The 26,653-nt window shown below is 71.5% G+C and carries 19 protein-coding genes; 7 read left to right on the top strand and 12 right to left on the bottom strand.

Going from position 1 to position 26,653, the window contains the following annotated elements; genetic code table 11:
* Positions 1-64: 64 nt before the first annotated feature.
* Together WME96_RS22430 and WME96_RS22435 are read right to left on the bottom strand one after the other, a co-directional pair.
* Positions 65-1,075: a zinc-dependent alcohol dehydrogenase family protein gene (locus WME96_RS22430; protein ID WP_437292126.1), complete on the bottom strand. Its 1,011-nt coding sequence runs from the start codon at positions 1,073-1,075 to the stop codon at positions 65-67.
* A 50-nt stretch (positions 1,076-1,125) separates the two neighbouring features.
* Complete coding sequence (locus WME96_RS22435; protein ID WP_437292127.1) at positions 1,126-2,121, bottom strand: DMT family transporter; 996 nt, start codon at positions 2,119-2,121, stop codon at positions 1,126-1,128.
* A gap of 147 nt (positions 2,122-2,268) precedes the next feature.
* Between WME96_RS22435 and WME96_RS22440 the strand changes: the two genes are divergently transcribed.
* Together WME96_RS22440 and WME96_RS22445 are read left to right on the top strand one after the other, a co-directional pair.
* Positions 2,269-3,339, top strand: coding sequence for a CAP domain-containing protein (locus WME96_RS22440; protein WP_437292128.1), 1,071 nt, complete (start codon positions 2,269-2,271; stop codon positions 3,337-3,339).
* Positions 3,336-4,520 carry a GspE/PulE family protein gene (locus WME96_RS22445; protein ID WP_437292129.1) on the top strand — a complete coding sequence of 395 codons (1,185 nt, stop codon included), beginning with the start codon at positions 3,336-3,338 and terminating at the stop codon, positions 4,518-4,520. Before WME96_RS22440 ends, WME96_RS22445 begins: the two co-directional genes overlap by 4 nt.
* 87 nt (positions 4,521-4,607) lie before the next feature.
* Here WME96_RS22445 and WME96_RS22450 read toward each other — a convergent pair whose 3' ends face one another.
* The 7 genes from WME96_RS22450 to WME96_RS22480 form a co-directional block, all read right to left on the bottom strand.
* Positions 4,608-5,999, bottom strand: a complete 1,392-nt coding sequence (locus tag WME96_RS22450; protein WP_437292130.1) for a GH1 family beta-glucosidase — start codon at positions 5,997-5,999, stop codon at positions 4,608-4,610.
* Between the two features lie 18 nt (positions 6,000-6,017).
* Positions 6,018-7,073, bottom strand: a complete 1,056-nt coding sequence (locus WME96_RS22455) for an ABC transporter ATP-binding protein (protein ID WP_437292131.1) — start codon at positions 7,071-7,073, stop codon at positions 6,018-6,020.
* A 2-nt stretch (positions 7,074-7,075) separates the two neighbouring features.
* Positions 7,076-8,035, bottom strand: coding sequence for an ABC transporter ATP-binding protein (locus WME96_RS22460; RefSeq protein WP_437292132.1), 960 nt, complete (start codon positions 8,033-8,035; stop codon positions 7,076-7,078).
* On the bottom strand, positions 8,025-8,981 hold the full coding sequence (locus WME96_RS22465; protein ID WP_061614210.1) for an ABC transporter permease: 957 nt from the start codon (positions 8,979-8,981) through the stop codon (positions 8,025-8,027). The genes WME96_RS22460 and WME96_RS22465 overlap by 11 nt, the downstream gene beginning before the upstream one ends.
* 21 nt (positions 8,982-9,002) lie before the next feature.
* A complete protein-coding gene (locus WME96_RS22470; protein WP_437292133.1) occupies positions 9,003-9,980 on the bottom strand; it encodes an ABC transporter permease in 978 nt (325 codons plus the stop codon).
* A gap of 47 nt (positions 9,981-10,027) precedes the next feature.
* Positions 10,028-11,749 (bottom strand): ABC transporter substrate-binding protein, encoded by a 1,722-nt coding sequence (locus tag WME96_RS22475; RefSeq protein WP_437292134.1) that lies wholly within the window; start codon positions 11,747-11,749, stop codon positions 10,028-10,030.
* Positions 11,750-12,490: 741 nt separating this feature from the next.
* Complete coding sequence (locus tag WME96_RS22480; RefSeq protein WP_437292135.1) at positions 12,491-14,842, bottom strand: right-handed parallel beta-helix repeat-containing protein; 2,352 nt, start codon at positions 14,840-14,842, stop codon at positions 12,491-12,493.
* A 969-nt stretch (positions 14,843-15,811) separates the two neighbouring features.
* On the opposite strand from WME96_RS22480, the gene WME96_RS22485 reads away from it, so the two are divergent.
* Together WME96_RS22485 and WME96_RS22490 are read left to right on the top strand one after the other, a co-directional pair.
* Positions 15,812-16,549: a hypothetical protein gene (locus WME96_RS22485; protein WP_437292136.1), complete on the top strand. Its 738-nt coding sequence runs from the start codon at positions 15,812-15,814 to the stop codon at positions 16,547-16,549.
* 207 nt (positions 16,550-16,756) lie between these two features.
* Positions 16,757-18,298: a Glu/Leu/Phe/Val family dehydrogenase gene (locus WME96_RS22490; RefSeq protein WP_437292137.1), complete on the top strand. Its 1,542-nt coding sequence runs from the start codon at positions 16,757-16,759 to the stop codon at positions 18,296-18,298.
* 55 nt (positions 18,299-18,353) lie between these two features.
* Here the strand turns inward: WME96_RS22490 and WME96_RS22495 are convergent, their stop codons facing one another.
* Complete coding sequence (locus WME96_RS22495) at positions 18,354-20,294, bottom strand: sigma 54-interacting transcriptional regulator (protein WP_437292138.1); 1,941 nt, start codon at positions 20,292-20,294, stop codon at positions 18,354-18,356.
* A 209-nt stretch (positions 20,295-20,503) separates the two neighbouring features.
* Here WME96_RS22495 and WME96_RS22500 point away from each other — a divergent pair, with 209 nt between their 5' ends.
* Positions 20,504-20,818: an Mpo1-like protein gene (locus WME96_RS22500; RefSeq protein ID WP_437292139.1), complete on the top strand. Its 315-nt coding sequence runs from the start codon at positions 20,504-20,506 to the stop codon at positions 20,816-20,818.
* Between the two features lie 224 nt (positions 20,819-21,042).
* On the opposite strand, the gene WME96_RS22505 is transcribed toward WME96_RS22500, so the two are convergent.
* Both WME96_RS22505 and WME96_RS22510 read right to left on the bottom strand, forming a co-directional pair.
* Positions 21,043-23,235: a response regulator gene (locus WME96_RS22505; RefSeq protein WP_437292140.1), complete on the bottom strand. Its 2,193-nt coding sequence runs from the start codon at positions 23,233-23,235 to the stop codon at positions 21,043-21,045.
* 124 nt (positions 23,236-23,359) lie between these two features.
* The gene (locus WME96_RS22510; protein ID WP_437292141.1) at positions 23,360-24,334 is read right to left on the bottom strand and encodes a ferritin-like domain-containing protein; all 975 of its coding nucleotides are present in this window, start codon (positions 24,332-24,334) and stop codon (positions 23,360-23,362) included.
* A gap of 287 nt (positions 24,335-24,621) precedes the next feature.
* On the opposite strand from WME96_RS22510, the gene WME96_RS22515 reads away from it, so the two are divergent.
* A complete protein-coding gene (locus WME96_RS22515) occupies positions 24,622-26,187 on the top strand; it encodes an HAD-IG family 5'-nucleotidase (RefSeq protein WP_437292142.1) in 1,566 nt (521 codons plus the stop codon).
* Between the two features lie 50 nt (positions 26,188-26,237).
* Entirely contained in the window at positions 26,238-26,543 is a 306-nt protein-coding gene (locus WME96_RS22520) for a hypothetical protein (protein ID WP_061618579.1), read from the top strand.
* The last annotated feature ends 110 nt before the right edge of the window (positions 26,544-26,653 follow it).

Raw genomic sequence — 26,653 nt, forward strand, 5'->3', positions numbered from 1 at the left:
GAGGCCACTTCCGAGCGGACCGCGCCGGAGCGCCGGGCGGACGCCGCGCCGGGCCCGGTCCGTCTCAGAACCGGAGCGCGATCTTCCCGAAGTGCCCGCCGCTCGCCATGTGGTCGAGCGCCTGCCGCGCCTCGCCGAACGGGAAGACGCGGTCGACGACCGGCCGCAGGCCGCCCGCCGCGATCGCGCGGTTCATGTCCTCGAACATCGCCCGTGAGCCCACGAAGATGCCCTGCGCGACGATCTGCTTCATCAGGAACGGGAACAGGTTGAGCTCGGGCGCGCCGCCCGAGAGCACGCCGATGATGCTCACGCGCCCGCCGATCCGCGCCGCGCGGAGCGAACGGGCGATCGTGCCCGCGCCGCCGACCTCGATGACGTGATCCACCCCCGCGCCGCCGGTGAGCGAGAGCGCCTGCGTGTCCCAGTCGGGCGTCGCGCGGTAGTTGATGGTCTCCGACGCCCCGAGCGACCGCGCGCGCTCGAGCTTCTCGTCGCTGCTCGACGTGACGATGACGCGCGCGCCCGCGAGCCGGGCGAGCTGCAGCGCGACGATCGAGACGCCGCCCGTGCCCTGCACGAGCACCGTGTCGCCCGCCTTGAGGTGGCTCGCCGCGAACAGCGCGTTCCAGGCCGTCACCGCCGCGCACGGCAGCGACGCGGCCTCCTCGTCCGTGAGGTGCGCCGGGGCCGCGACCACCCCCTCCTCGCTGACGAGCACCTGCTCGGAGAGCACGCCGGGCAGCTCGCCGCCCAGCGCTCCCCTCGCCTTCCACGCGGTGAGCTCCCCGTCGATCCAGCGCTGGTTGAAGATCGGGCACACGCGATCACCGACCTTCACCCGGGTCACCCCCTCCCCGACGCCGATCACCTCGCCGACGCCGTCGGAGAACGGCACGAGCGGCAGCCGGAACTTCGGGTTGTAAAGACCCTTTACGACGAGCAGATCGCGGTAGTTCAGCGACGCCGCCTTCATCCTGAGGACGACCTGCCCGGGCCCCGGCGCCGGATCGGGGAGATCGACCAGGCGGAGCGCGTCGAGGCCGAACGAACCCTGCACTGCGAACGCTTTCATGCAGATCCTCCTTGAGCGGAGGAGCGCTATCTCACGCGAGGTGGACCCGGTCAACGCGTCGATCGACGCGCCGACCGCCGCGCGTCGCGCAGCGCCTGGGAGGCGAGCCAGAGGCCGGCCGCCATCACCAGCGCCGCCCCGAGGACCTGGCGCGCCGAGGGGACGTCGCCGAGCCAGGCGGCGGCGAGCACGTGCGACAGGGCGACCCCGACATAACCGATCGCGCCGATGCGCGCCGCGTTGTCGAGCGCGTAGGCGCGCGTCATCGCGAGCTGGGCGAGGCCGCCGGCGAGGCCCGTCCCGATCAGCAGCGCGACGCCGAGGGCGTCGGGCGTCCGCCAGACCGGGATCGACAGCGCGATCATCGCGGCGCTCGCCACGAGCGAGAAGTGCAGCGCCACCGACTCGGGGCTCGCGCGCGCCCCGCTGGCGCCGATCCGGCGCAGCCAGATCATGGCGAACGCCGAGAAGACGGCGCCCAGCGTGGCGACGAGCGCCGTCTCGCCCGCGATCGCGAGCCTCGGCGCGGCGATCAGCGCGACACCAGCGAAGGCGAGCAAGATCGCGATCCAGAGGCCCCGGCTGCTCCGCTCGCCGAGCATCCGCGGCGCGAGGATCGCGACGAAGATCGGGCTCGTCGCCCCGAGCGTGACCGCATCGCCGAGCGCGATCTGCGGTGAGCCCAGCGTGTAGAAGACGCAGAGCATCGCGCCGGTGCCGCAGAGCGAGCGCGCCCACGTGAGGCGCCTGTCGCTGCGTTCCATGGAGAGCGGCGCGTGGCGGACGAGCGCGACGCCGAGCGCGGTGGCCGCGCCCACCAGCGCGCGCGAGGCGGCGACCTCGGGCCACGGGGCGCTCTCCGACGAGAGCCGCGAGAGGACGTTCATCACGGCGAACAGCGCCTGGGCGAGGATCATCCACAGCACGCCGGCGGTCGGCCGCGCCGCGCGCCCCTCGCGCTCCGCGGCGAGGACGATCGCGGAGGCTCCGGGCGGGTGCGCGGCGACCGCGCCCTGTGACGACGAGGAGGTGCTCACGTGGCGCATCGCTTACCACCTCGGCGCCGCGCACGCCGCCGCGCGGCGCGCGGCGTGCGCGGCGCCGGCGCTGCCCGGATGCGCGCGCGACGCCGAGGCGCTACCGTCGCGGCGATGCGCGGGATCACGAGAGGCACACGAGCGAGGACCGGGGCGATGGACGATCGGCGGTGGCGCTGGCCCGGGGCGCCGTGGCTCGGGCTCGTCGCCGCGATCGCCCACGCGCCCGGGTGCGGCGCGGGCGCCGGCAAGGAGCCGGCGGAAGGGCCGCCCGCGGCCTTCGCCGTGGAGGGCGCGAACGAGGACGGCGCGCGACCCGAGGAGGGCGAGGCGCGCGGCGAGGAGGCCGGCGGCGAGGCGCAGGCCGCCGCGGCGCCGCCCGCGCCGGGCCGGGGGATGACGCGCGCGGAGGCAGGGCGGTACGTGCTCGGGCTGGTGAACCGCGATCGGGCGGCGCACAAGCTGCCGCCCGTCACGTGGGACGAGACCGCGGCGCGCGCGGGGCGGCGGCACGCCGAGGACATGGTGCGCGTCGGCTACACCGGACACTGGGGCAGCGACGGATCGGTCCCGGAGGAGCGCTACACCGCGGCGGGCGGCGACGGGTTCGTGATGGAGAACGCCGGCTGCTTCGCCGACGCGGTCCCGCGCGAGCTCGACCCGGATCCGCGCTTCTCCGCGGAGAGCCTCGAGCGGGTGCACCACGCCTTCATGAACGAGAAGCCCCCGGCCGACGGGCACCGGCGCAACGTGCTCACAGCCCCGCACACCTCGCTCGGGGTCGGCCTGGCCAAGGCGAAGGGGTTCGACATCGCCTGCATGGCGCAGGAGTTCGTCGACGACTACGGGACATACCAGCCGCTCCCCGGGCGGGCGCAGGTCGGCGAGGTGATCCGGGTGGCCGGCGAGCTCAAGGCGCCGGCGAAGATCGCGGGCGTGGGGATCTCGCGGGTCGAGGCGGGCAAGCCGATCCCGCCGGAGAGGCTGCTCAAGATGGGCGGTTACCCGATCCCGCCCCCCTACGCGACGTTCTTCCCGAAGGGCTTCAAGACGCCTATTCCTCTTCAGGTGACCGGCAATCGATTCGACATCCAGGTCCCGCTGGACGACCGCAAGCGGCCCGGCCTCTACGGCGTCAGCGTCTGGGCCACGTTCCCTCCCTCGAACGAGCTCAAGATGGTCTCGCTCCGCACCGTCGACGTCGGCGGCAAGAAAGGCGCGCGGTGAGCCTCAGCCGCCCCCCGTCGTCGTCCGAGGACCTCGATGCGGTCAAGGTGCTCGATCACCTGGTCCGCCGCGCGGTCTCCATGGGCGCGAGCGACATCCACGTCGAGCCGAAGCGCGACAGCCTCCGCGTGCGGTACCGCGTCGACGGCGTGATGGTGGCGCAGGGGCAGATCCCCCTCGAGCTCGCGCCGTCGCTCGCCTCGCGCGTGAAGGTGCTGGCGCGGATGGACATGACCGAGCGGCGGCTGCCGCAGGACGGCCAGTTCAGCCTGGAGCTGCACGGCCACCCGCTCATCCACCTGCGCGCCTCGACGTTCCCCGCGATCCACGGCGAGACGCTCGTGCTGCGCGTGCTGCTCAGCCACCAGCTCATCGCGCTCGAGAAGCTCGGGCTGCCCGAGGCCGACCTGCCGCGGCTCGAGCGGCTCGCCGACCGCCCGTCGGGGCTCATCGTCGTGTGCGGGCCGACCGGGTCGGGGAAGACCTCGACGCTCTACTCGCTGCTCAAGGTGATGAAGACCAGCGAGCTCAGCATCGTGACGCTCGAAGATCCCATCGAGGTCGAGTTCGGGGACATCACGCAGGGGCAGACCAACCCGCGGCAGGGGTTCACCTTCGCCACGGGCCTGCGCGCCATCCTGCGGCAGGACCCGGACGTGATCATGGTCGGCGAGATGCGCGACCCCGAGACGGCGCAGATCGCGCTGCAGGCGAGCCTCACGGGGCACCTCGTGCTGTCGACGCTGCACACCTCGGACGCGGTCGACACCGTCGCGCGCCTCGTGGACCTCGGCGCCGAGTCGTGGATCGTCGCCAACGCCCTGCTCGCCGTGATCGCGCAGCGCCTCGTGCGGCGGCTCTGCGCGGAGTGCGCGGAGACGTACGAGCTCGAGAGCGACGTGACCGGCGAGGAGGATCGGGTCCTCGTCGAGAAGGGCACCGAGCTGAAGCGCGCCGTCGGCTGCCAGACGTGCCACATGACCGGCTACCGGGGCCGGATCGGGCTGTTCGAGATGCTGGAGCTCGACGACGACCTGCGCGACCTCGTGAAGGCGCGGGCCGGCAAGCGCGCGTACCGGGACGCCGCGCGCAAGGTCGGGCTCGTACCGCTCCGCGAGGCCGGGCTCGCCCGCGTGAAGGAGGGCGTCACCTCCCTCGACGAGGTGCTCCGCGTGACGTGACGGCGCGGGAGGATGCCTCGCCGAGCTGCCCGGCCCGGCGAGGCCGCGGCGCGCCGCGCGGTCCGCGGCGCGCCGCGCGCACGCCGATCAAGTGGCCTGCGAGGCGCCGTCGTCGACGGCGTTGGCGGCGATGACGCCCTTGTACCAGAGCGCGCTGTCCTTCGGGGTGCGCCGCTGCGTCTCGTAGTCCACCCACACGATGCCGAACCGCTGCGAGTAGCCGCGATCCCACTCGTAGTTATCCATCAGCGACCACACGAAGTACCCGGCGAGCGGCACGCCCGCGTCGATCGCCTGCCGCGCAGCGATGAAGTGGTCGCGCAGGAACTTGAGCCGGCGCTCGTCCGGGATGCGCCCGCTCTTGTCGGGCCCCTCCGAGTAGGCCGCGCCGTTCTCCGTCACGTAGATCTTCGGCACCCCGTACTCCACGTGCAGCCGCAGGAGCAGGCGCCGCAGACCTTCCGGGTACACCTCCCAGTTCATCTCGGTCTGCTCCGAGACGGGCGCCACGTGCACCGTCCGCGGCAGGTTCTGCTCCTCGGGCACCTTGGTGCTCCGCAGGACCGCCCGGGAGTAGTAGTTCAGGCCGATGAAGTCGCACTGGGTCGCGATGATGTCGAGATCGCCCGGCTTGCACACCGTCAGCCCCTCCGGCGGGAGGTAGCCCAGCTTGATGTAGTCGGCGATCATGTCCGCCGGGTAGTGCCGGCCGTAGAGCGGGTCGAGGAACCACCGGGTGAAGTACCCATCGTAGTGGCGGGCCGCGTCGTGGTCCGCGGCGCTCGGCGACGCGGGCATCGCGTAGTTCGAGTTCAGCGTGATGCCCACCTCGGCGCCGGGGCAGTTGCTGCGCACCACGGGCACCGCGAGGCCGTGCGACAGCAAGAGGTGGTGGCTCACCGTGAGCGCCTTGCTGAAATCGCGCATGCCCGGCGCGTGGATCCCCTTCTCGTAGCTGAGGAACGCCGTGCACCACGGCTCGTTGTGGGTGATCCACTTCTTCACGCGGTCGCCGAGCTTCCGGGTGATCGCGTCGGTGAACTCCACGAACGCGTCCGCCGTGGAGCGGTGTAGCCAGCCCCCGACCTCGTCCTGGAGCACCTGCGGCAGATCCCAGTGGAAGAGCGTCGCGTACGGCTCGATCCCGGCCTCGAGCAGGCCGTCCACCAGCCGGCTGTAGAAGTCGAGCCCCTTCTGGTTCACCGCGCCCCGACCGTTCGGCAGGATGCGCGGCCACGCGATCGAGAACCTGTAGGCCATCATGCCCAGGCTCTTCATGAGCGCGATGTCTTCAGGATACCGGTGGTAGTGGTCGCACGCGATGTCGCCGTTGGTCCCGTCCGTGATCTGGCCCGGCGTCTTCGCGAAGCGGTCCCAGATGGACTCGCTCCGGCCATCCTCGCTCGTGGCACCCTCGATCTGATAGGACGACGTCGCGACGCCCCAAACGAACTTGTCGGGAAATCTCAGAGACGGCATGTGGCTTCGTGGTTCTCCTCAGACGGGCATGGTCCCGACGGGGGCCGGCACCGTGGCCTGGAAGGGCGCGGCCGCCGCGACCATGCCAGGCGAGTAGAGATGGCAGCGGACCCAGTGCCCCGCGCCGACGTCGACGGCCCCCGGCATCTGCTCGCGGCACGTGTTCATCACGCTCGGGCAGCGATCCGCGAACGGGCACCCCGGCGGCGGGTTGACGAGCTTCGGCGCGCCGGAGCGGGCCGGCAGCTCGCCGCGGATCGAGCCGTTCGGGTCCGGCACCGCCGACAGCAGGAGCTTCGTGTACGGGTGCGCCGGCTGCTGCATCAGCTCCTCGCTGGGCGCGCCCTCCACGATGTGACCGGCGTACATCACCATCGTACGATCCGCGACGTAGCGCGCGCTCGCGATGTCGTGCGTGATGTAGAGGTACGAGATGCCGCGCTCTTCCTTGAGGCGCTCCATCAGGTTCAGGACGCCCATGCGGATCGAGACGTCGAGCATCGAGATCGGCTCGTCCGCGAGGATCACGCTGGGGTCCACCGCCAGCGCGCGCGCGATGGCCACGCGCTGCCGCTGGCCGCCCGAGAGCTGGTACGGGAACTTGGCCGCGACCTCGGCCGGCGGGTTCAGATCGACCGTCTTGAGCAGCGCGTGAACCTTCTCCTTGAGGATCGCGGCGTTCGGCGCCTTGTTGTGGAGCAGCAGCGGCCGCTCCAGGTGGTAGCCGATCGTGTGCACCGGGTTCAGCGAGCCGAACGGGTCCTGGAAGATCATCTGCACCTGCCCGCGGTACGCGAGCGAGGCGCGGTTCGGCTCCTCCTTGAGCACGTCGCGGCCCTTGAACAGGATCTGCCCGCTGCTCGGGGGCATCAGCCGCGCGAGCAGCCGGGCGATCGTGCTCTTGCCGCTGCCCGACTCCCCCACCAGCGCGATGACCTCGCGCTCCGCGAGCGTGAACGAGGCGTCGTGCAGCGCCCGGAGCTGCTGCGCGCGGATTCCGCCGCCGACAGGGAAGTACTTGCCGAGGCGCACCACGTCGAGGACAGGTGAAGCGTACGGTTGCGTCATCGTCATGGTCAGTAGAGGTGGCAGGCGCCGCGGTGCTCGGGCGCGATTTCACGGAGGACCGGCAGTTCGTGCTGGCAGGTCGCGAAGGCCTGCGGGCACCGGGGGTGGAAGCGGCAGCCGGGCGGCGGGTTGCGCATGTCGGGCGGCGAGCCCGGGATGCCTTGCAGCCGACGACGCGGCCCACGGACCGAGGGGAACGACCCGAGGAGCCCCTGCGTGTACGGGTGCTTCGGATCGCTGAAGAGGTCCTTGGCGCGCGCGGTCTCCGCGAGCTTGCCCGCGTAGAGGATCGCGATGCGCGTGGAGAACTCGGCGATGAGCGAGAGGTCGTGCGTGATGAAGAGGATCGAGAAGCCGAGGCGCTCCTTGAGCTCGGCGATCTGCTGCAGGATCTCCCGCTGCACGACCACGTCGAGCGCCGTCGTGGGCTCATCCATGATGAGGAACGGCGGCTTGAGCGCCATGGCGATCGCGATCACGACGCGCTGGCGCATGCCGCCCGAGAGCTGGTGGGGGTAGCTGGTCAGGCGCGACGGGTCGATGTTGACGAGCTTGAGCAGCGCGGCCGCGCGCTCCATCGCCTGCGCCTTCGTCACGCCGTCGTGCGCGATGATCGGATCGGCGATCTGCTCGCCGATCGTCAGCACCGGGTTGAGCGCCGTCATCGCGCTCTGGAACACCAGCGCCATCTTCCGCCAGCGGAACGCGCGGAGCTGCTCCTCGGTCATCGACAGGACGTCCTGCCCGGCGAAGAGCACGCGCCCGCCCGTGATGATCGCCGGCGGACGCAGCAGCCGCATGATGGCCATCGCCACCGTCGACTTGCCGCTGCCCGACTCGCCCGCGAGGCCGAGCACCTCGCCCGGCGCGATGTCGAAGGAGACGTTGTCGACCGCGCACACCGGGCCGGTCGGGGTCATGAACTCGACCCGGAGATCCTGAACTGAGAGAAGCGGACTAGGCGCCATGAGCCCTCACTACCGGCGTTGACGGACCGACCGCGACCTTGCGGCTCTTGAGCATACGCGACCAGGCCCCCTCCGCGCGGAGCCGCGGATTCGAGATCTCGTCGATCGCATAGTTGATCAGCGTGAGCGCGAACCCGACGAGCGCGACGCACACGCCGGTGGGCACGATGGTCCACCAGGCGCCCGTGAGGAGCGCGGCGTTGTTGCTCGCCCAGTAGAGGTTCGTCCCCCAGGTCACGGCGCTGAGGTCGCCGAGCCCGAGGAACTCCAGGCCGACCTGCGCGCCGATCGCGTAGATCGTCGCGCCGATGAAGCCGGACATGAGCAGCGACGTCATGTTCGGCAGGATCTCGCGGAAGATGATGCGCGCGCTCCCCTCGCCGCTCACCAGGGCCGCGGACACGAAGTCCTTGTCGCGCAGCGCGAGCACCTGCGACCGGAGCACGCGCGCGTTCCACGCCCAGCCGGTGATGATGAGGACGAGCAGGATCGTCATCGGCCCCGCCGGCAGGTAGGCCGCGATGACGACGGCCATCGGCAGGCCGGGGATGATCAGGAAGACGTTCGTGAGCAGCGACAGCACGCTGTCGATCCAGCCGCCGAAGTAGCCGCCGGCCATGCCGATCACCGCGCCGATCGCCATCACGGCGAAGCCCGCCGCGAAGCCGACGGCCAGCGAGGTCCGCGCGCCGACGATCGTCTGCGCGAGCACGTCCTGCCCCTGGCCCGTCGTACCGAAGAGGTGCTCGGCCGAGGGCGCCTCGTGCGGCATGCCCACGAACGCGTGCGGGTCCTGGCCGACGAACGTGGGGCCGAGCACCGAGATCAGCAGGAAGAAGAGCACGATCAGCGTGCCCACCATCGCCTTGCGATTCGAGAGGAGCCGGCGGATCCACCCCGCCTCACGGGTGGCATTGCCCCCGCTGTTGCCTTGTTGCGCAGCCATCGCTTCTCCTGGACCCAGCCCTCAGCGCCCGCGGGCGCGAGGATCAAGAAACACGTAGATGACGTCGACCAGGAAGTTCGCCCCCAGCACGGCGAACGTGATGGTGAGGAAGATCCCCTGCATGAGCGGATAATCCTGGTTACGAACAGCCTGGATGAGCAGGTAGCCCTGACCCGGATACGAGAAGACGATCTCGGTGAGCAGCGACCCGGCGAGCACGAAGCCGAGCGCCATGCCGAAGCCGGTGACGTTGGGCAGGAGCGCGTTCCGCGCGGCGTAGGTGAACATGACCCGCCACTGGGAGAGCCCCTTGGCCTGGGCCATCGTGATGTACTCCTCGGAGAGCACCGTGACCATCGCGCTGCGCATGCCGAGCATCCAGCCACCGATGGTGGCGATGACGATCGACAGGGCGGGCAGGACCATGTGCGACAGCACGCTTCCGATGAACTCGAGGCTCCATTCGGGCGAGAGCGTGTCGCTGTAGGCGTGGCGCAGCGGGAAGGCCCCGAGCACGAACCCGAGGATGTAGAGCGACACCATCGCGAGCCAGAAGTAGGGGAACGCGCCGAGGAACATCAGGACGGGCGGCATGAGCGAGTCGAGCAGGCCGCCGCGCTTCCACGTCGCGATGATCCCGAGCAGCGTCCCCAGGCCGAAGCTGAGGATCACGGCGGCGCCCGACAGGAGCAGCGTCCAGCCGAGCCCCGTCGCGATCACGTCCGTCACCTTCGCGGGGAAGTGAGCGACCGACAGGCCGAGATCGCCCGTCATCGTGTGGCTCAGGTACGTGATGTATTGCTTGTAGAGCGGCTCACCCGTGAACCCGAACGCCTTCCGAAGCGCGTCGATCGCCTCCGGCTGGAGCTGGCCGCGGAAGCGCACGAACATCGCCGAGGCGGGATCGCCCGGCATGAGCCGCGGAATGAGGAAGTTCAGGGTGAGCGACGCCCACGCCGCGATGAAGTACAAGCCTAGCTGTCGAAGGAGGTAACGCACAGAAGCTCTCTCTTCTAACCTGCTCTCCGCATCAGATCACGCCAACATCACTTCGGCTTGAGCTCGGTGAGGACGAGCAGGTACTCGGGCGGGTTGTTGGGCGACAGCTTCGCGTACGGGTTCTCCTTGCTCGGGAACCCCGTGAAGCGGCGGGTGTTGTACTCGCCCCAGGACGGCCCGGGGAACAGCGGGATCGAGGGCGCCGTCTCGGAGAAGATCTCCTGGAGCTGCTCGAGGAGCTTCTTCTGCTCCGCCTGATCCGTCGCGGCCTCGAACCCCTCGAAGAGGCTGTCCGCCTGCTTCGCCCCGAAGCGATGCCAGTTGCGCGCCGACGCCTCCCCGACCGGCTTCACGGTCGCGGTGCCCACGAGGTCGCGGTAGAAGTTGTACGGCGTCGGCTCCTCGTTCGACCAGCCCATCGACAGGTCGAAGGTGCCCTTCTGGAGCGCCTCGAAGAACGCGCTGAAGTCGTACGTCTTCAGCGTCGCCTCGACGCCGATCTGCTTCACCTGCTGCGTGACGATCTGCGCCGCGCGCACCCAGTCGGACCAGCCGGTGACGACGTTGAGGTCGAAGCGCAGCGGCTTCCCGTCCTTCACGCGGATGCCGTCCGGACCCTTGGCGTAGCCCGCCTCGTCGAGGACCTGGTTCGCCTTGGCGACGTTGAACTTCACCCAGTCGCCGCTCTCGACGACCTTCTGGCTGCGCCAGCGCTCGTGCGCGTCGCTGAGCGCCGTCGCGTCCGCCGGCCGCGTGTAGTTGTTCATGGCGACCTTGACGATCTGCTCACGATCGAGCGCCATGCTGAGCGCCTTGCGCACCCGCACATCGTCGAGGGGCTTCTTCGTCGTGTTCGTGTAGACGAACACGGTGCTGCCCACGAGCGGGAACCAGTAGTGATGATTCGCCGGGTCCTTGCCGACGTAGACCTTCTCGATCTCGGGGACGAAGTTGCCGGCCCAGTCGACCTCGCCGTTCAGGAGCGCCAGGTTCGCCTGGTCGTTGCCCGGGTAGGCCGGGAAGCGGAGCCCCTTGACCGCGGGCTTGCCCTGCTGCCAGTAGTGCGGGTTACGGCCGAGCTCGTAGATCTGGTTCTGGAAGGTCTTCACCTCGGTGAACGGCCCCGTCGCGACAGGGTTCTCGTTCGTGTACGTGACCGGATCGGCCACGTCCTTCCACTTGTGCTCCGGCACGATCGGCTGGTGCCCGAGGAACACGAGCCCGGGGACGTACGGCCGCGTGAGCGAGAACTCGACCGTGGAGTCGCTCTTCGCCTCCACCGCGGTCAGCCACTTCCAGACGCCCTGCAGGTCGAGGGCGGTGTGCTTCTTCAGGAGGGCGAAGGTGAAGGCCACGTCCTTCGCCGTGAAGGGCTGGCCGTCGGACCACTTGACGCCAGGGCGCGTCGTGAAGGTGAGCGTCTTGTTCCCGTTGCTCCACTCGTACTTCGACGCGAGCCACGGGGTGAACTCGCCCTTCATCGTGTTGTAAACGAGGAGCGGCTCGTAAATGCCAGCGACGGTGGGCCAGCGAACGTTACCTGACGCGAGCAGAGGATTGAAGTTGCGTACCCACGACGCTTGCTGCTCGATCGAGACGGTGAGGAAGGTGTCCGCGTTGGTGGCCTTGCCTTGTGCGCCAGGCGCAGAGCCCACGGGCTTCAAGGGGTCCTGCTGAACATCGGATTTCCCGCAGCCCGATGTAACGCCGACCGAAAGAAGCAGCGCCGACAGAACGAACGTCCGACGGGGCAAGAACCGATTCCTCATGAGAATGCTCCTCGCGGGGCCCTCGTGAGCACACCCGAGCGCCCACCGTCCCTATCCCACTTCATTGTTCTTCCGGGGAGCCGCCACGCGACAGAGCGGCCTGCTGGAGCTCGACGCGCGCAACGCAGCGCACCATACCGGCATCCAGACGTCGGCACTGTAGCCGTCTTCGCACATCAGTGTCAACGGGGATTCGAGGTCGTTGTCAAGTTCTCTCGCTGCTCATTCAGGCGGGTTTCAGCGGAGATGTCGTGGCGCGTCAAGCCTCATCGCAGCAACTCGATCTCGTGCTGTCATCACGCGTCATGATGGGACGACAGACCCAACACTGACACTGTTATTTTCTGTGGCCATCGTAAGAAAGCAGAGCACCGCTGACGCGGCGTTCCTGGTTCGGCCGGGGGACGTCTATAACAGAGACCCGCGAGCGGTGACAAGACCAGAAATTTCAACCTTCGCACCGGCGATCGAGGACGGGTCGTCTCGAGGGGCGAGACCTGGACACGCTCCGTGCTGATGTACGTAGATCGAGCCCGGGAGGCGCGGGCGCGATGGGGTCCGCCACGGACCCCCGTGAGGAAGCGCGGTGGGCTCAGGATCGCATCGCAGGCTGGCGACTGGGCGCCTGGGCCCCGGATCCCCCGCTGCCGTCTCCCCTGAATACCACGTACCGCGGGAGTTTCCATTCGATGTCTTCACGGTTTCGCGCGAGGACTCGAAGCGGGCAGCCGGGCTCGCGCTTCACCACAGCGGGGGAGCGGATGCAGGCACCGGGAGCTCGCCCCCGAAGAGCTCGTCCGCCGCGACGTTGTCGGTGAACACGCTCTCCTTGCCGCGGTCGAGCGCGGGCGATCCCTGCACGACCAGCCCGAAGAGGTTGTCCGAGACGTGCACCCTGGAGAGGCGACCCGCGCTCCGGTCGAACAGGATGCCCGCCCGCGCGCAGCCGGCGACCCGCACGTCGGCGACCGTGGCCGTGGATCCGGCGAGCGCCAGGATGCCGTCGGCCGCGAGATCGTCGCTGCTCGCGCCGTCTCCGGCGCGCGCGTCGGCCGCCACCCCGTCGACGATCGTCCTGGAGACGTCGGCGTCGGCGCCGAACAGCGCCACGCCGGCCGTGCGGCTGGCGCGGATGACGGCCGAGTCGAGCCGCAGCTCGTAGCGCGCGGCCGCGACGCCGATGCCCGCGCTGGCGCCGTCGCTGCCGTCGCCGAACGTGTCCTGGATGAGGTCACCCGTCATCTCGACCTTACCGCCCGGGATCTCCGAGCCGACGAGGACGCCGACGGAGCGGTTGCGGCTGACGACGTTGCCCGCGAGCACCGCGCTGGCACCGCGGTAGACGACGATCCCCCGCCCCACCGGCGAGCGGCGGTCCGGCGCGACATGCCCCTCGACGAGGTTGCCTGTCACGGTCGCCTCGGACCCGGAATACCCGATCAACAGGCCGGTCCCCTCGTTGGCGCGGACCGCGTTCGACGCGAGCGTCGCGCGGCCCTCCATCACGATCACCCCGGCGCCGTCGCCCCAGGCCCCCTCGGCGAGCGTGCCCTCGATGAGGTTGCGCTCCGCGATCAGCTCGGCGGACAGATCGACCACGTGAACCCCGGCCGCCCGGTTCCGGAAGATCGCGCTGTCGTTGAGGCGCATCGCCGCGCCGCGGGCGACCGCCACGCCGAACCCGGCGAGCGGCGACTCCGGCGCGGCCGCCACCGTGCCCGCGACCAGGCTCCGCGCCATCGTCGCCGCGGCGCCCTCGCCGATGACGGCGACGCCGATCTCCGCGTTGCCGACGACCGCGCTCGAGTCGATCGCGACGCGCGACCCCTCCGCCGCGAACACGCCGACGCCGAAATTCAGATCGTGGAGCCCGGGGAGCGTCCCCTCGACGAGCACGCCGGAGAGGGTCGCCGAGGCGCCCGTCATGGTGAAGATCCCCGACAGCCGGTTTCCCACCACGGCCGAGGCCTCTATCGACGCCTCGGCGCCGTCGCGGACGACGATCCCCTGGCCATCCCGGTGGACCTCGGACGCCAGCGTCCCCTCGACGAGGCTGCCCACCACGGCCGCCGTGGCGCCCGCCTGGTGCGCCGCCACGCCCGCGCCGTGGTTGCCCGTGACGGCGCTCTCCTTCACGGACAGCGCGCCGCCGTCCCTCGCGAGGGCGCCCGTGCCGTCCCCCTCGATCCCGGAGCGCGTCCCCTCGATCCAGCTCCGCGCCACCGAGATCCGCGCGCCTCCGCCCGACAGGACGCCGGCGTGGGCGGCGCCCCGGATGTGAACGCGCTCGAGCGTCACGGCGCTCGCGCCCGTCGCCACGACGCCGGCGCCGTCCCCGCCGATCTCGATTCCCCGCAGCGTCACCTCCCCCGCGTCGAGCACGGCCACGGTCGCGGGAGGGTGGCTGAGCTGGCTGACCCCCCGGATCCGCACGTGCGAGGCGCACGCGCCGGCGATCGCGAGCGGCCTCGTCGCGACGATTGGCTCGTCATAGGTGCCCTCCGCGAGCGCGATCGTGCCGCCCTCGGCGGCGAGCTCCAGCGCCGCCGCGAGCGTCGTGACCGGCCTCGCTTCGGAGCCGTCGCTGTCCGCGCCGGAGTAGCTCGGGTCGACATAGAGGGTCCCGGGCGCGCGAGGGATGCTCCCCCATCGCCCCTGCCCGCAGCCGTCGGGGCCGTCGACCGGCACGCACCCCGCTTCCGGCGTGGCGAAGGTGCCAGTCGGGCACTTCGCCATGGTCGGCCTGCAGAGCCCGTCGTCGCCCTCGAGCTCCTTGGCGCACCGCGGGATGCCCACGGGAACGCAGCCCTCATCGAACTTCGGGATCGTCCCCGCAGGGCATTTCGCCATCGAGGGGTGGCAGAGGCCGTCCTCCTCCATGAACAGCGCGGCGCACCCCTGGATGCCCACCGGCATGCACGCGCCGCCAGGGCCGAGGACGTGCCCGCGCGCGCAGCTCACCGGGACGATCTCGCGCTCGAGCGGCGCGTCGGAGCGGAACGAGGGGTCGCTGCACGCCGCGGTGGGCAGCGACAGGACAGCAATGCAGACGGCCAGCCAGCTTGAACCCGGGCGCGTCGCGCAGCGGCGCATGCGATTACCCCCCTCGGAAAGAGCGCTGCCTCGGATCGCGCGTCGCGGGCCCCGCCCCCTGGCGAGCGGCTCTGCAGCGCGCCCGCAGCAGCGCGAAGACCGCGCGTGTCCTGCATGAACCGGCGCTTCGAGCACCAGAGATCGTCGTGAGCCCACGGCGGGTTGACGAGGACAGCGCCTGAGCGGCGCCGCGTGAGCTCCTTTAGCGTAACGAGTCTTACAACAGGAGACAGGCTCCTGCCAGGAAGAGGTGCCGCGATCGCGCCGACTTTCCCGGCGACGCCGAGGACGTCTGCGTCGCGCTGGACGCTCCGCGGAGGAGGCCGCGCTCGCTGCCTTGCGAACGGCCGCCGTCCGCCGCCGACGCCGTCGGCGGCGCCGTCGTTCCGGACGACGACGGCGACAGCGCGCCGCGCGGCGCGCGCCATCGACGAGGCTGCCGCACGAGGAGCGACGCGCGGGGACCTTATCGGCTGAAGTGGGCTGCGCATGGCGTGACCAGCGCGCGCGGTCGTGTGCGCGGGAGCGCGGGCGTCGCGGCCGGGGAGCGAAGATGTCGAGTCGCGGCGACCCTCGATTGCAGAGATCGACCAGGTCTTCGGAAATGCGGTTTGCGAGGGCCCGATAAAGCAGCAAGTCGGGCCGCTCTCACGCCGTCCGGCCGCGCGCCGCGCCGCGCGCGCGCGACGACATTTGCCTTTCTCCAGCGCCCGGGAGCATCCCACATCGGCGCTGCGCGGCGCTGTCGATACGCGCCGGCGCGCCGGCGCTCGGGCGCGGTGAAACGGGGCAGAACTCCCCTCCGGCGCGGATTCAGACAATGCACTTTCGCCGGTCGAGGGCCGGCAGCGACAGAGGGCGACGCGGCAGGCTCTGCACACGCGCTCTCGGGCACGCAGCCTGCTCTCCACGCCGCTCAACATGACACCGCGGGCCTGAAGGCCCTCGCGGGGCATGGAAGGAGGACGGATGGTTAGCTCAATCGATATGAAGATGGCGCAAGCGGCGATGCTCTTTTCTGTGTTCATGACCGGGTGCGCGGTCGACGCGGTGACACCGGAAGAGGCCGACTTGGAGCAGGCCGGCGTCGACGTGGCGTCGAGCGTTCAAGCGCTGGAGGGGGAAGACCAGGAGGAGACGCGGGGCGGCCTGATCCCCGGCAAGGGTGATATCGGCGGCCAGGTCCCGATCGGCAAGGGCGGGCCGCTCGACCCGGGCCTCGGCGTGCCGCCCATCGGCAAGGGCGGGCCGATCGCGGGTCCCGTCGACAAGGGCGCGCCCATCGGTCAGGGCCCCGGGCAGGTCGGCCAGATGCCGTTCCCTGTCGGGCAGGCCGGCGGGCCGTTCGGCGGGTCGCCCTTCGGCGGGTCGCCCTTCGGTCCGTTCGGGGCCGGCGGCTTCGGAGGCGCGCCGGGCGGCTTCGGGTGGGGCGCCCCCGGCCTCGGCGGCCTCGGCGGCCTCGGCGGCTTCCCCGGTGGCCTCGGTGGTCTCGGCGGCTTCCCCGGTGGCCTCGGTGGTCTCGGCGGCTTCCCCGGTGGCCTCGGTGGCATCGGCGGCTTCCCCGGTGGCCTCGGTGGCATCGGCGGCTTCCCCGGTGGTGGCCTCGGTGGTCTCGGTGGTCTCGGTGGTCTCGGCGGCTTCCCCGGTGGCCTCGGCGGCGCGGGTGGCTTCCCGGCCGGAGCGTTCGCCCCTGGGATGTTCCCCTGACATCGTGCGCTGAGCGCGTCGGCCACGCTGCCGGCCAGAAATAGCGGTGAGCGACCCGACGGGCCGCCGGATCTTCCGCGGAGAGCCGCACCAGCTCTCCGCGCGAGGCCGGCGGCCCGTCCGTCGCGCGCTCGAGCGGTCGAGCGGCGCGCGCGGACCGACGCGAAACGTTGGACCCCCGCCGCGAGGTCGAGGCAGCATACGGTGATGGAAGACGTCCCCCTGCTAGAGCGCGAGCCGGAGACCAACATCTTCGGCGAATCGATGGTGGTGTTTCACACGGCCGCAGACCTCATCGGCCTGGCGCCCCGCATCCGGCTGGAGCTCGAGCAGCCCGACTACGAGCACATCTTCTACGTCACCACGCAGCTCCAGGACCGCCTCGTCCCCTTCCGCGGCGAGGCGGCCGCGGCGTACGAGCGGCTCCCTGCGTCGGTGATCCCGAACCGCACCGCCATCACCCCGCTCTTCAACGGCAAGCTCATCCTCCGCCCCGAGGCGCTGCGGAGCGGCTCGATCCACGTGCAGGACGGCGTGATCCGCCTCGGCGACCAGGGGCTTTACCGGATCCAGCCCGGCGAGTTCGCCCGTTTCAAGGCGTACCGGGTCCAGCACAACCAGGCGAGAGGGCCTTACAAGGGCGGGCTCCGCTTCCACAAGGCCGTGTCGCTCGACCTGTTCAACGCGCTCGCCGCCGAGATGACGTGGAAGACAGCGATCGCCGATGTCCCGTTCGGCGGCGCCAAGGGGGGCATTCGCATGGATCCGCGCGAGCACAGCAAGGAGGAGCTCGAGTCGATCTCACTCCGGTACATGTACCGGCTCAAGCAGCTCATCGGCCCCAACGTCGACATCCCGGCGCCCGACGTGGGCACCAACGCCGAGGTGATGGCGTGGCTCCTCCGCCAGTACAGCGACGGCGAGCGCGAGCGGCACAACCACCGCGGCGTGGTCACGGGCAAGGACGTGCGCATCGGCGGCTCCGAGGGGCGCGCCAGGGCGACCGGCCAGGGGCTCGCCTACTGCATCGAGGAGTGGTACGCGCAGCGCGGCCTGCCCCTCGCGGGGGCGCGCTTCATCGTGCAGGGCTTCGGCAATGTCGGCTCCGCCGCCACCGAGATCCTGTGCCGGATGGGCGCGCGGTGCGTCGCGGTGCAGGACGCGGACGGCGCGATCCACGACCCGAACGGCATCGAGGTCAGCGCGCTCATGGCCTACGTGAACGAGAACCCGGCGAACCTCCGGCGATCGGTCGCGGGCTACAGCGGCGCCCAGGCGATCGCGCGCGACGACTTCTGGGGCGTCGACGCGGACATCTGTGTCCCGGCCGCGCTCGGCGACGCCATCACGGGCGAGGTGGCCGAGCGGATCAAGGCGAAGCTCGTCGCCGAGGGCGCCAACCGCCCGACCACGACCGAGGGGGACAAGGTGCTCGCGGAGCGAGGGATCAGCGTCATCCCCGACATCATCGGCAACGCGGGCGGCGTGACGGTGTCCTACTACGAGTGGATCCAGAACAAGCGCATGGAGCACTGGACCGAGGGCGAGGTGAACACGAGGCTGGAGCGCGCCATCAAGAGCAACTACCGCCTGATCTGCGATATCGCGGAGAACCGGCCGCGCCGCACCGAAGATCACGACTCGACCAGGCTCGTCCTGGGCAAGCGCCTGCCGATGCGGCTCGCCGCGATGGTGCTCGCGCTCAAGCGCATCGAGGCGCACTACATGCTGGAAGGGTTCTCGCAGTAGCGGGCACCTGCTGCGGGCGGGCGCCTCCGGCAGGCGGCGCCTCGCCTCCTGACGACTAACGGGCGACGCCGTAGCCGAGCTTCTTGATGCCGTAGACCTTGATCTTGTGCTGGAGCGTCCGGAGCGGCAGCTCCAGGCGCCGCGCCGCCTCCGTCTGGTTCCAGTCGGACGCGCGCAGCGCCTGGAGCAAGAGGTCGGCCTCGATCTGCTCCAGGCGTGTCTTGAGGCCGCCCGACATCGGGCTCGCCGACGAGCCCGGCCCGGACGCGCCGGGGAGGTCGGACGCGCGCTGGGACACGACCGCAGCCATGCCGGGGTCGGACGCGCGCGTGCCCGCGGGGGGCGAGCTCGACGAGGTCACCGCCACGCGGACGCGCTCCGGGAGATCGCGCGCCATGATCGCCTCGCCCTCCGCGATCACCACCGCGCGCTCGATCGCGTTGCGGAGCTCGCGCACGTTGCCGGGCCACGAGTAGCTCTTCAGCAGCGCCAGCGCCTCGGGCGCGATCGACTGGACCCGGCTCGGGTCCTCCGCGTTCGCCTGGCGCAGGAAGCCCGCCGCGAGCGCCGGGATGTCGTCGCGGCGCGCGCGGAGCGGCGGGATGTTCAGCGTCATCGCGTTCATCCGGTAGAGCAGGTCGAGCCGGAACGTGCCCGCCTCGCACATCGCGTCGAGATCGCGGTGCGTCGCGGCGATCACGCGGACGTCGACCTCGATCTCCTTGGTCGCGCCGACGCGCGTCACCCGCTTGGTCTCGAGCACGCGCAGCAGCGCGGCCTGCGCCGCCGGGGGCAGCTCGCCGATCTCGTCGAGCAGGACCGTGCCGCCCGCGGCCGCCTCGAAGACGCCCTTCTGCTGCTGGCTCGCCCCGGTGAAGGCGCCGCGCTCGTGGCCGAAGAGGGTGCTCTCGATGAGCAACGCGGGGATCGCCCCGCAGTTCACGCAGATGAGCGGCTCGCCGCGGCGCGGGCTGCGGTCGTGGATGAACCGCGCGAGCACCTCCTTGCCGGTCCCGGTCTCGCCGCGCAGGAGCACGGGGATCGACGAGCGCGCGGCGCGCAGCGCCACCTCGACGAGCGAGCGCATGAGCGGGCTCTTGGTCGCGAGGACGTGGCCGTCGGCTTCCCACGGGCTCTCCGGCGCGTCCGGGGCGCCCTCCTCCTCGGGCGGCCGGGCGCCCTCGGCCTTCGGCGCGACGAAGAGCAGCGCGCCCTCGGGGGCGGCGAGGCGCACGGGCTCCGCGGGGGTCGCGCTCCGCGACGCCTCGTGGCTGACCTCGATGAGCTTGTCGATGGTGGTCGCGGCGTCGGGGAACACGGCCACCCCGGACACCAGCGTGGGCTCGCCCTCGCGGCGCGTGACGATCGCCTTCGCGAGCTCCTCCGCGAGCTCGGGCGTGACCTCGGGGAGCAGGAGCTCGAGGGTGTCGGGGCTGTAGAAGGCGACCCGATCGACGGGCCTGAGCGCCTCGCGCACGCGCAGGCCCCAGTGGCGGAGGTGGCCCGCCTGCTCGCCGAGCGAGCGGACCACGACGAGCGCGAACTTGCGGCTGAAGAACCTGGACCGCACGATCTCGGCCTGCAGGGCGACGCGCAGCGCGTCGGATCCCTCGAGGCCGAACGGCGGCAGCTCGCCGCCGGCGAGCACGTGGACCGACGCGACGATGCCGCCGAGCAGCACCTCGTCCCCGGCCTTGACCACGCCGCTCTCGACCCGCTGCCCAGAGATGCGCGTCCCGTTGCGCGAATTGAGGTCCTCGACCACCACCTCGCCGCCCACGAGCGTGAAGCGCGCGTGCCTGCGCGAGATGCTCCTGTCGCGGATCACCACGTCGGCGGGGGGCTCCCTGCCGACGACCACGCCGACGCCGGGGCTCATCGGAGCCATCTCGACGCCATCATGGTGATAGACGAGCAGGAGCACGCGCCGCTTCTCCGAGCGCGCCCCCTGGAGGATCTCCCCTGTCCTGAACGACAAGGGAGCTGTCGTGGCCATGGGACCGGTTCTGTGACCGCTCACACTGCCCAACTACGCCTCATTCCTTCCAACGGCAACCGAGAAGCGGCGGCGCCGGTCTCCGCCGGAGGCGCGCGCGGTCGCGCCGGCGCGACCGCGCGCAGCACGGGCGTCTGCGCTGGCGCCGCCCGCGCTGCCGCGTGTCGCCCTGCGCCTCGCGCCGGGCGCCAGCATGGTAAGGTGGTCGCATGCTCCGCCTCAATGCCGAATGGACACAGGTGCTCCGCCGGTACAAAGAAGACCACCAGGACCCGCGCAACCAGGCGTGTCACAAGGTCGGCATACCGCTGATCGTCGCGAGCTTCCCCGTGGGCGCGACCCTCATCGGCCTCCCGCTCGCGGCCGCTATGTTCGCGACGGGATGGGGCTTCCAGTTCGCGGGCCACTACTTCGAAGGCAAGAAGCCGTCTTTCGTGGACGACAAGCGTAGCCTGGTCATCGGCGTGCTCTGGTGTCTCGAGAAATACGGCCTGCGCGTCTTCGAGGAGTCGCCCGAGATATAACGCAACGCGTTATACGTTCTCGGCGACTCCCGTCCACGCGCTGTTCGCCGGGCAGCCAGCCCGGCAGCCTGTCACCAGCGAAGCCTGGAAATCCAGGACACATCCATTGATGTAGCTCAGCGCACCGACTCCGGGCGTGCGACGTCACGGATGCAGCCGTGTCGCGGGCTGGAACGACTCTTCTTCATCGGAGCGTCTGAGCCTCGGGCTCTCGGACTCCGAGATCACCGGAGCCCGCGCTTCTTGAGCTCCGCCGCGAGCGAGGACTGCACGCGCTCGACCTCTCGAGCGATGGCCTGCACCGCCTCCGTCGCGCTCACGATCGTCCCGGCGCGCGCCTCGCGGTCGAGCCGCGCGCAGAGCTCCTTCAGGTTGAGCGCCGCGAGCTTGTCGGCGCTCTCGTAGAGCGCCCACGCGAGCCGCTCGAGCTCGCCGAGCGCCCCGCGCGCCGCGGCCTCGCGCATCGAGGCCACCCGCGTCGGCGCCTCGGTGAGGAAGAGCTCGATCACCTCGGTGACGACGTCGGGCTCGACCGCGCGCAGCCCGCCCCGCGGCCTCGACGGGGCGGCGGGGGGGACGCGCCGCGTGGTCGGCGGCGGCGAGGGCGTGACCAGGGTCGGCGGCGGCAGCTCCACGCTCGGCGGCGCCGCGTCGTGCTGCACGGCCTCGTACGCGCCGGACCGCGACGCCGCGCAGAAGGTCCGCAGCACGCGGTCGATCTCGTCCTGCTTCAGCGGCTTCGACACCGCGTCGTCCAGCCCCGCCGCGAGCCACCTCTCCCGCGCGTCGCGCCCGGCGTCCTCGGCCATCGCGATGATCGGCGTCCGGCGGTCGGGCCGCTCGGCGCGGCGGAGCTCCGCGGCCGCCGCGCGGGCGTCGTCGCCCGCCGCCGGCGCGCGGCAGTCGATCAGCACCGCGGCGTGGCCCCCGCGGCGCGCCGCCTCGACGGCCGCGCGGCCGCTGCCCACCGCCTCGACCCGGTAGCCGCGCTTCTCGATCATGAACGCCGCGACCTTCCGGCTCACCGCGCTGTCGTCGATCACGAGGATCTTCGGGCGCGACGAGCTGCGCACGTCGGTCGCCGGCGCCCCCCGCCGCGACCTCGGCGCGTGCGCGCGCACCCCGGCGGCCACGTGCTCCGTCGGGAGCCCCACGAGCAGCCGCAGGCTCGACTGCAGCTGCGCCCGCCGGATCGGCTTGTTCAGCACGGCGTCGACCTCGGCGCGGCTCGGCGCCTCCCGGCCGGGGTAGGTCATGAGCACGCTGCGCACCGGCGCGATCGCGGCGTCCGCCTTGATCCGCTGGAGCAGCCGCAGGCCGTCGAGATCGGCCAGCTCGAGGTCGATCAGCACCATGTCGTAGGGCGCCCCGGCGCCCGCCGCCTCGCGCAGCGCGGCGAGGGCCGCGGCGCCGTCGGCCGCGGCGCTGCACGCGAGCCCGAGCTCCTCGACCAGCCGCCGCACGACGCGCCGCACCGCGCCGCTGTCGTCGACCACCAGCACCCGCTTGCCGGGCAGATCGATGCGCGGGATGAGCGCGCGCTCCGAGCCGCGCCCGCGCTCGAACGGCAGCGCGAACGCGATCCGGCGGCGGCGCGCGCCGGGCTCCTCGAGGATGCGGAGCTCGCCGCCCATCGCGCCGACGAGGCGCCGCGCGACGCCGATGCCGGGCCCCGCGTCGAGGTCCCGCTCGCGCGCGGGCAGCGCGTCCCCGCCCGGCGCGCCCCCCGCCACCTGCCCCGGCGCGCCGGCCGCGAGCCCTGCCCCGCCCGCGAAGCGCACGTCGAAGCGCACCCGCACGAGAGCGCCCTCGGGCGCGCCTTCGAGCCCGCCCGGCGGCTCGCCGTCGTCGCCCGCGAGCGCGGCGCGCAGCAGCACCTCGCCCCGGGGCGCCGCGCCGATCGCGAGGGTGCCGACGTGGAGCAGCACCTGCCGCAGCCGCGCCGCGTCGCCGCGCACGGCGCCCGGCACGTCGGGATCGACGTCGAGCACGAGCTCGGTCCGGTCGTCGTGGGCGCGGTCGCCGAGCAGCTCGGCCGCGTCCTCGACGGCGCGGCGCAGGTCGAAGTCGGTGCGGTCGACGTCCAGCCCGCGGCCGCCCGGCTGGCCCACGTCGAGGAGGTCGTCGATCATCGAGAGCGCCGCGTCCCCGCTGCTCCGGATGCGGCGGGCCCAGGCGCGCTGCTCCGCGTCGAGCTCGGTGTCGAGCAGGAGGCCGCTCATGCCGATGATCCCGCCGAGCAGCGTCCGGATCTCGCGCCGCATCTGCGCGAGGGCGTCCGCCTCCGCGCCCTCCTCCGCGGGCATCGCCGCACGCGCCTCCGGCTCCTGCGTCGCGCGCACGCGCTCCGCGGACTCGCTGCTCCTCGTGCCGGGGCGGCTCTCTGGGCCGCTCCGGCGCTGCTCGTTGCCTGCCATCCACGCCCCGAGACGCCCTGGCGCCCGCCCCGCGCGAGCCCACGACGCCGGAGCGTCAAGTGTACTCCGGACAACACGCGGAAGAAAAGTTTACCGTGGCGCTTGACGATGGACAGGCGCCATCTCACCGCCCGGGGTCGAGCGGCGCGCTCGAAGGCGCATGGCGAGCGTCGTCGTGGCGGCGCGCGCCGTCGAGCGCCGTCACGACGACGCGCTCGCGGTCGACGGCCGCCTCCGCCGAGAGGACGCTGACGGCGGAGGGGTCGTCCGACGCCGCCAGCGCGCGCCGGCTGTGCCCGAACAGGCGGAGCAGCAGCTCCGGCGGGGCGAAGTCGAGGTCGCTCTCGTGGACGAAGAGGCGCCCGAGGTGCTCGGCGTAGGCGCCCGCGAGCACGCGGAACGGGATCCGGTCGAAGGCGAGCGCGCGCCGGCGGCTCGCGGCCGCGGAGGCGAGCAGCGCGGCGAACAGCGTCGTGTAGATGGCGCGCAGCCTGACGCGCATCGACGGCGGGCTGCGCTTCAGCGCCTCGCGCAGGAAGTGGACGTTGAGCGGGACGTGGAACGACTCGTCGCGCGTCAGGATCGTGAGCATCTGCCGCACGGCCGGGTACCGGGCCCCCCGCAGCGCGAGGCGGTACGTCGTCGAGCCGATGGTCTCGAACATGAGGTTCGTGAGCACGATCGTCTCGACCCGCTTCGCGCGGCCGTACAGCCGGTAGAAGGTGCCGGTGACGCGGCCCATCGGCCGCACCTCGCCGCCGATGTGCGCGAGGAACTTCGTGAGCAGCTCGCGGTGCCACCCCTCCTCGTCACCGTAGAGCCGCAGGCACTCGCCGAGCTCCGGGTCCCAGCGGCTCACCTCGTCCGCCAGGGCGTGCGCCTGCATCAGGCCGGACTCCTCGGCGCGGAACGCCGCATTGAAGAAGGCGATCGCCGCCTGGCGCTCGGCCTCGCTCTCCCAGGGGATCGGCCGGGAGAGGTCGAGCTCCTCGTCGTACATCCGCTCCGCGCGGCGGCGCAGCATGCTGAGCCACCACGACGTGGGGCGCTGGACAGGGGGCTTCCGGGAGATGATCGGCGGGGGCGCAGCGAAAAGCATCGAACAAGGTGCCCGTCGTTGACGGATGAGGGGCCGCGTCGCGGCCGCTCGAGACGGCACGGGCGCGCACCATAGCGCAGTTCCGCCGCGCAGCGCACGCCGGGAGCTGGGCGCGCGCGGGCGCGCCGGGGGGAGGCTGCTCGGATGTACGGAGGCGGGTCGTCGATCCGCCGGTAGGTCCGTCGTCGCTCCCTGATTCCCCGGCCGTCGCGCCGTGCTCGGCGGCGCGTCCGTCAAGGGGCGCCCTTTGTACGCCTCGCCGGCTGGGATACCATAGTTGACCCACCGTGTTCTTCGAGCAGCTCGAGCTTCCCCTCGGAGGTCTTTATCCGCAGACCGAGCCCACGCGCATCCCGCGGACCCGGCGCGTCTTCGTCAACCGCAACCTCAAGCTCGCGGGGATCGACTGGGTGGGCTTCGACATGGACTACACCCTGGCGATCTACAACCAGACCGAGATGGACAACCTCTCGATCCAGGGGACCGTCACGAAGCTCGCCGCCCGCGGCTACCCCGAGGAGCTCCTGCGGCGCCTCCGCTACCCGATCCACTTTCCCATCCGCGGCCTCCTGATCGACAAGCGCTTCGGCCACGTGCTCAAGATGGACCGGTTCAAGGTGGTCCAGCGCGGCTACCACGGCCTCCGTGAGCTCACGAAGGACGAGCTCAGGGGCCTCTACCAGCACCGCAAGATCCGGCCGAACACCGCCCGCTACCACTGGATCGACACGCTGTACGCGCTGAGCGAGGCCACGCTCTACGCCGGCATCGTCGACGCCCTCGAGGAGCGCGGCGTGCCGCTCGACTACGCGCGGCTGTTCACCGACATCCGCGAGTGCATCGACGAGGCGCACCGGGACGGCACCATCCTCGACGTCGTCCTCTCCGACCTGCCGCGCTTCGTCCAGCGCGACCCGAACCTGGCGCAGACGCTCCACAAGTTCCGGTCGGCGGGCAAGAAGCTCTTCCTGCTCACGAACTCGCGCTGGCCGTTCACCGAGAAGATGATGACGTACCTGCTCGGGGACGCGATGCCCGAGTACCCGAGCTTCCGGCACTACTTCGATGTCATCGTCGTCGCCGCGCAGAAGCCGGCGTTCTTCCAGGAGCGCCGCCCGCTCCTCATCCGAGACGGCGCCGAGACCCGCCCCGCGACGCCGCCGCTCGAGCGCGGCGTCGTCTACGAGGGGGGCAACCTCCACGACTTCGAGAAGTTCCTGAACATCTCCGGCGACCGCGTCCTCTACGTGGGCGATCACATCTACGGCGACATCCTCCGCTCCAAGAAGGAGAGCGCGTGGCGCACGGCGATGATCATCCAGGAGATGGAGGCGGAGGTCGCCGCCCACGAGTCGTGCCGCCGCGAGCACATGGAGAGCGCGATGCTCGAGGGGCGCCGCGAGGAGCTCGAGGACCAGCTCCGCTTCTACCAGCAGCGCTACAAGGACCTCACCCGCAAGATCGAGGAGGAGCAGCAGAAGAAGAACGGCGCGGCCAACGGCAGCAGCAACGGCAGCGCGCTGCTCGCGGAGGCGAGCGGCGCGGAGATCCACATCGACTACGCGACGTCGTTCTACGAGGCCGAGCGGGGCCGCACCAAGCGCGCCGTCGAGCGCATCCGCGGCCAGCTCCGGGCCGTCGACGCCGAGGTCGGCAAGCTGGAGCGCGAGATCGCGCGCCGCTTCCACCCCTACTGGGGCTCGCTGCTCAAGGAGGCGAACGAGACCTCGAGCTTCGGCGATCAGGTCGAGGAGTACGCCTGCATCTACACGTCGCGGGTCTCCAACCTGCTCGCGTACTCTCCCTTGCAGTACTACCGGAGCCCGCGCGACCTGATGCCGCACGAGCTCTGATCGCCAGGGCCCCGGGCGCCCGCGCGCGGGCGCAGCTTCAGGAGATCGACATGAGCAACGCCCACCTCGGCTCGCTGGTCCTCGCGCTCGCCGCCCTCCTCGCGTCCGGCTGCGGCAAGCGGGCCTGCTTCCACTGGACGGAGCTCGAAGGCGCGTGCCCTTCCAGCGAGGAGGCGCTCGTGTTCTTCGAGAACCCCGGCTGCCTGAGCGAGATCGACTCGATCGACAGCGAGGGCGACTTCGACGGCGAGCTCTGCTGCTACGACGTCACCACGGTCGACACAGGCGACGAGGAGTGCGTGCCGGCGCAGGTGCCGGGCGGCGGCGGCGTCGGCGGCGTGACCGGGCCCAGGTAGCGGCGCGCCGCGCGGGTCGCGTCGCTCGCAGCAGCGGAATTCCGGTCGCGTGGCCGTGGCGCGCGCGCCGCAGGGCGCCGCCTGCCGCGCGCGCGTTTCGCCGCTGGACG

The organism is Sorangium sp. So ce406 (assembly GCF_051474675.1).
GTDB classification, from domain to species: Bacteria; Myxococcota_A; Polyangia; order Polyangiales; family Polyangiaceae; genus Sorangium; species Sorangium cellulosum_G.

Bases quoted from the DNA above. Each gene is read 5' to 3' on its own strand.
- WME96_RS22430 (WP_437292126.1), bottom strand. From the start codon at position 1,075: ATGAAAGCGTTCGCAGTGCAGGGTTCGTTCGGCCTCGACGCGCTCCGC.
- WME96_RS22435 (WP_437292127.1), bottom strand. From the start codon at position 2,121: ATGCGCCACGTGAGCACCTCCTCGTCGTCACAGGGCGCGGTCGCCGCG.
- WME96_RS22440 (WP_437292128.1), top strand. From the start codon at position 2,269: ATGGACGATCGGCGGTGGCGCTGGCCCGGGGCGCCGTGGCTCGGGCTC.
- WME96_RS22450 (WP_437292130.1), bottom strand. From the start codon at position 5,999: ATGCCGTCTCTGAGATTTCCCGACAAGTTCGTTTGGGGCGTCGCGACG.
- WME96_RS22455 (WP_437292131.1), bottom strand. From the start codon at position 7,073: ATGACGATGACGCAACCGTACGCTTCACCTGTCCTCGACGTGGTGCGC.
- WME96_RS22460 (WP_437292132.1), bottom strand. From the start codon at position 8,035: ATGGCGCCTAGTCCGCTTCTCTCAGTTCAGGATCTCCGGGTCGAGTTC.
- WME96_RS22465 (WP_061614210.1), bottom strand. From the start codon at position 8,981: ATGGCTGCGCAACAAGGCAACAGCGGGGGCAATGCCACCCGTGAGGCG.
- WME96_RS22475 (WP_437292134.1), bottom strand. From the start codon at position 11,749: ATGAGGAATCGGTTCTTGCCCCGTCGGACGTTCGTTCTGTCGGCGCTG.
- WME96_RS22480 (WP_437292135.1), bottom strand. From the start codon at position 14,842: ATGCGCCGCTGCGCGACGCGCCCGGGTTCAAGCTGGCTGGCCGTCTGC.
- WME96_RS22485 (WP_437292136.1), top strand. From the start codon at position 15,812: ATGGTTAGCTCAATCGATATGAAGATGGCGCAAGCGGCGATGCTCTTT.
- WME96_RS22490 (WP_437292137.1), top strand. From the start codon at position 16,757: ATGGAAGACGTCCCCCTGCTAGAGCGCGAGCCGGAGACCAACATCTTC.
- WME96_RS22495 (WP_437292138.1), bottom strand. From the start codon at position 20,294: ATGGCCACGACAGCTCCCTTGTCGTTCAGGACAGGGGAGATCCTCCAG.
- WME96_RS22500 (WP_437292139.1), top strand. From the start codon at position 20,504: ATGCTCCGCCTCAATGCCGAATGGACACAGGTGCTCCGCCGGTACAAA.
- WME96_RS22505 (WP_437292140.1), bottom strand. From the start codon at position 23,235: ATGGCAGGCAACGAGCAGCGCCGGAGCGGCCCAGAGAGCCGCCCCGGC.
- WME96_RS22510 (WP_437292141.1), bottom strand. From the start codon at position 24,334: ATGCTTTTCGCTGCGCCCCCGCCGATCATCTCCCGGAAGCCCCCTGTC.
- WME96_RS22520 (WP_061618579.1), top strand. From the start codon at position 26,238: ATGAGCAACGCCCACCTCGGCTCGCTGGTCCTCGCGCTCGCCGCCCTC.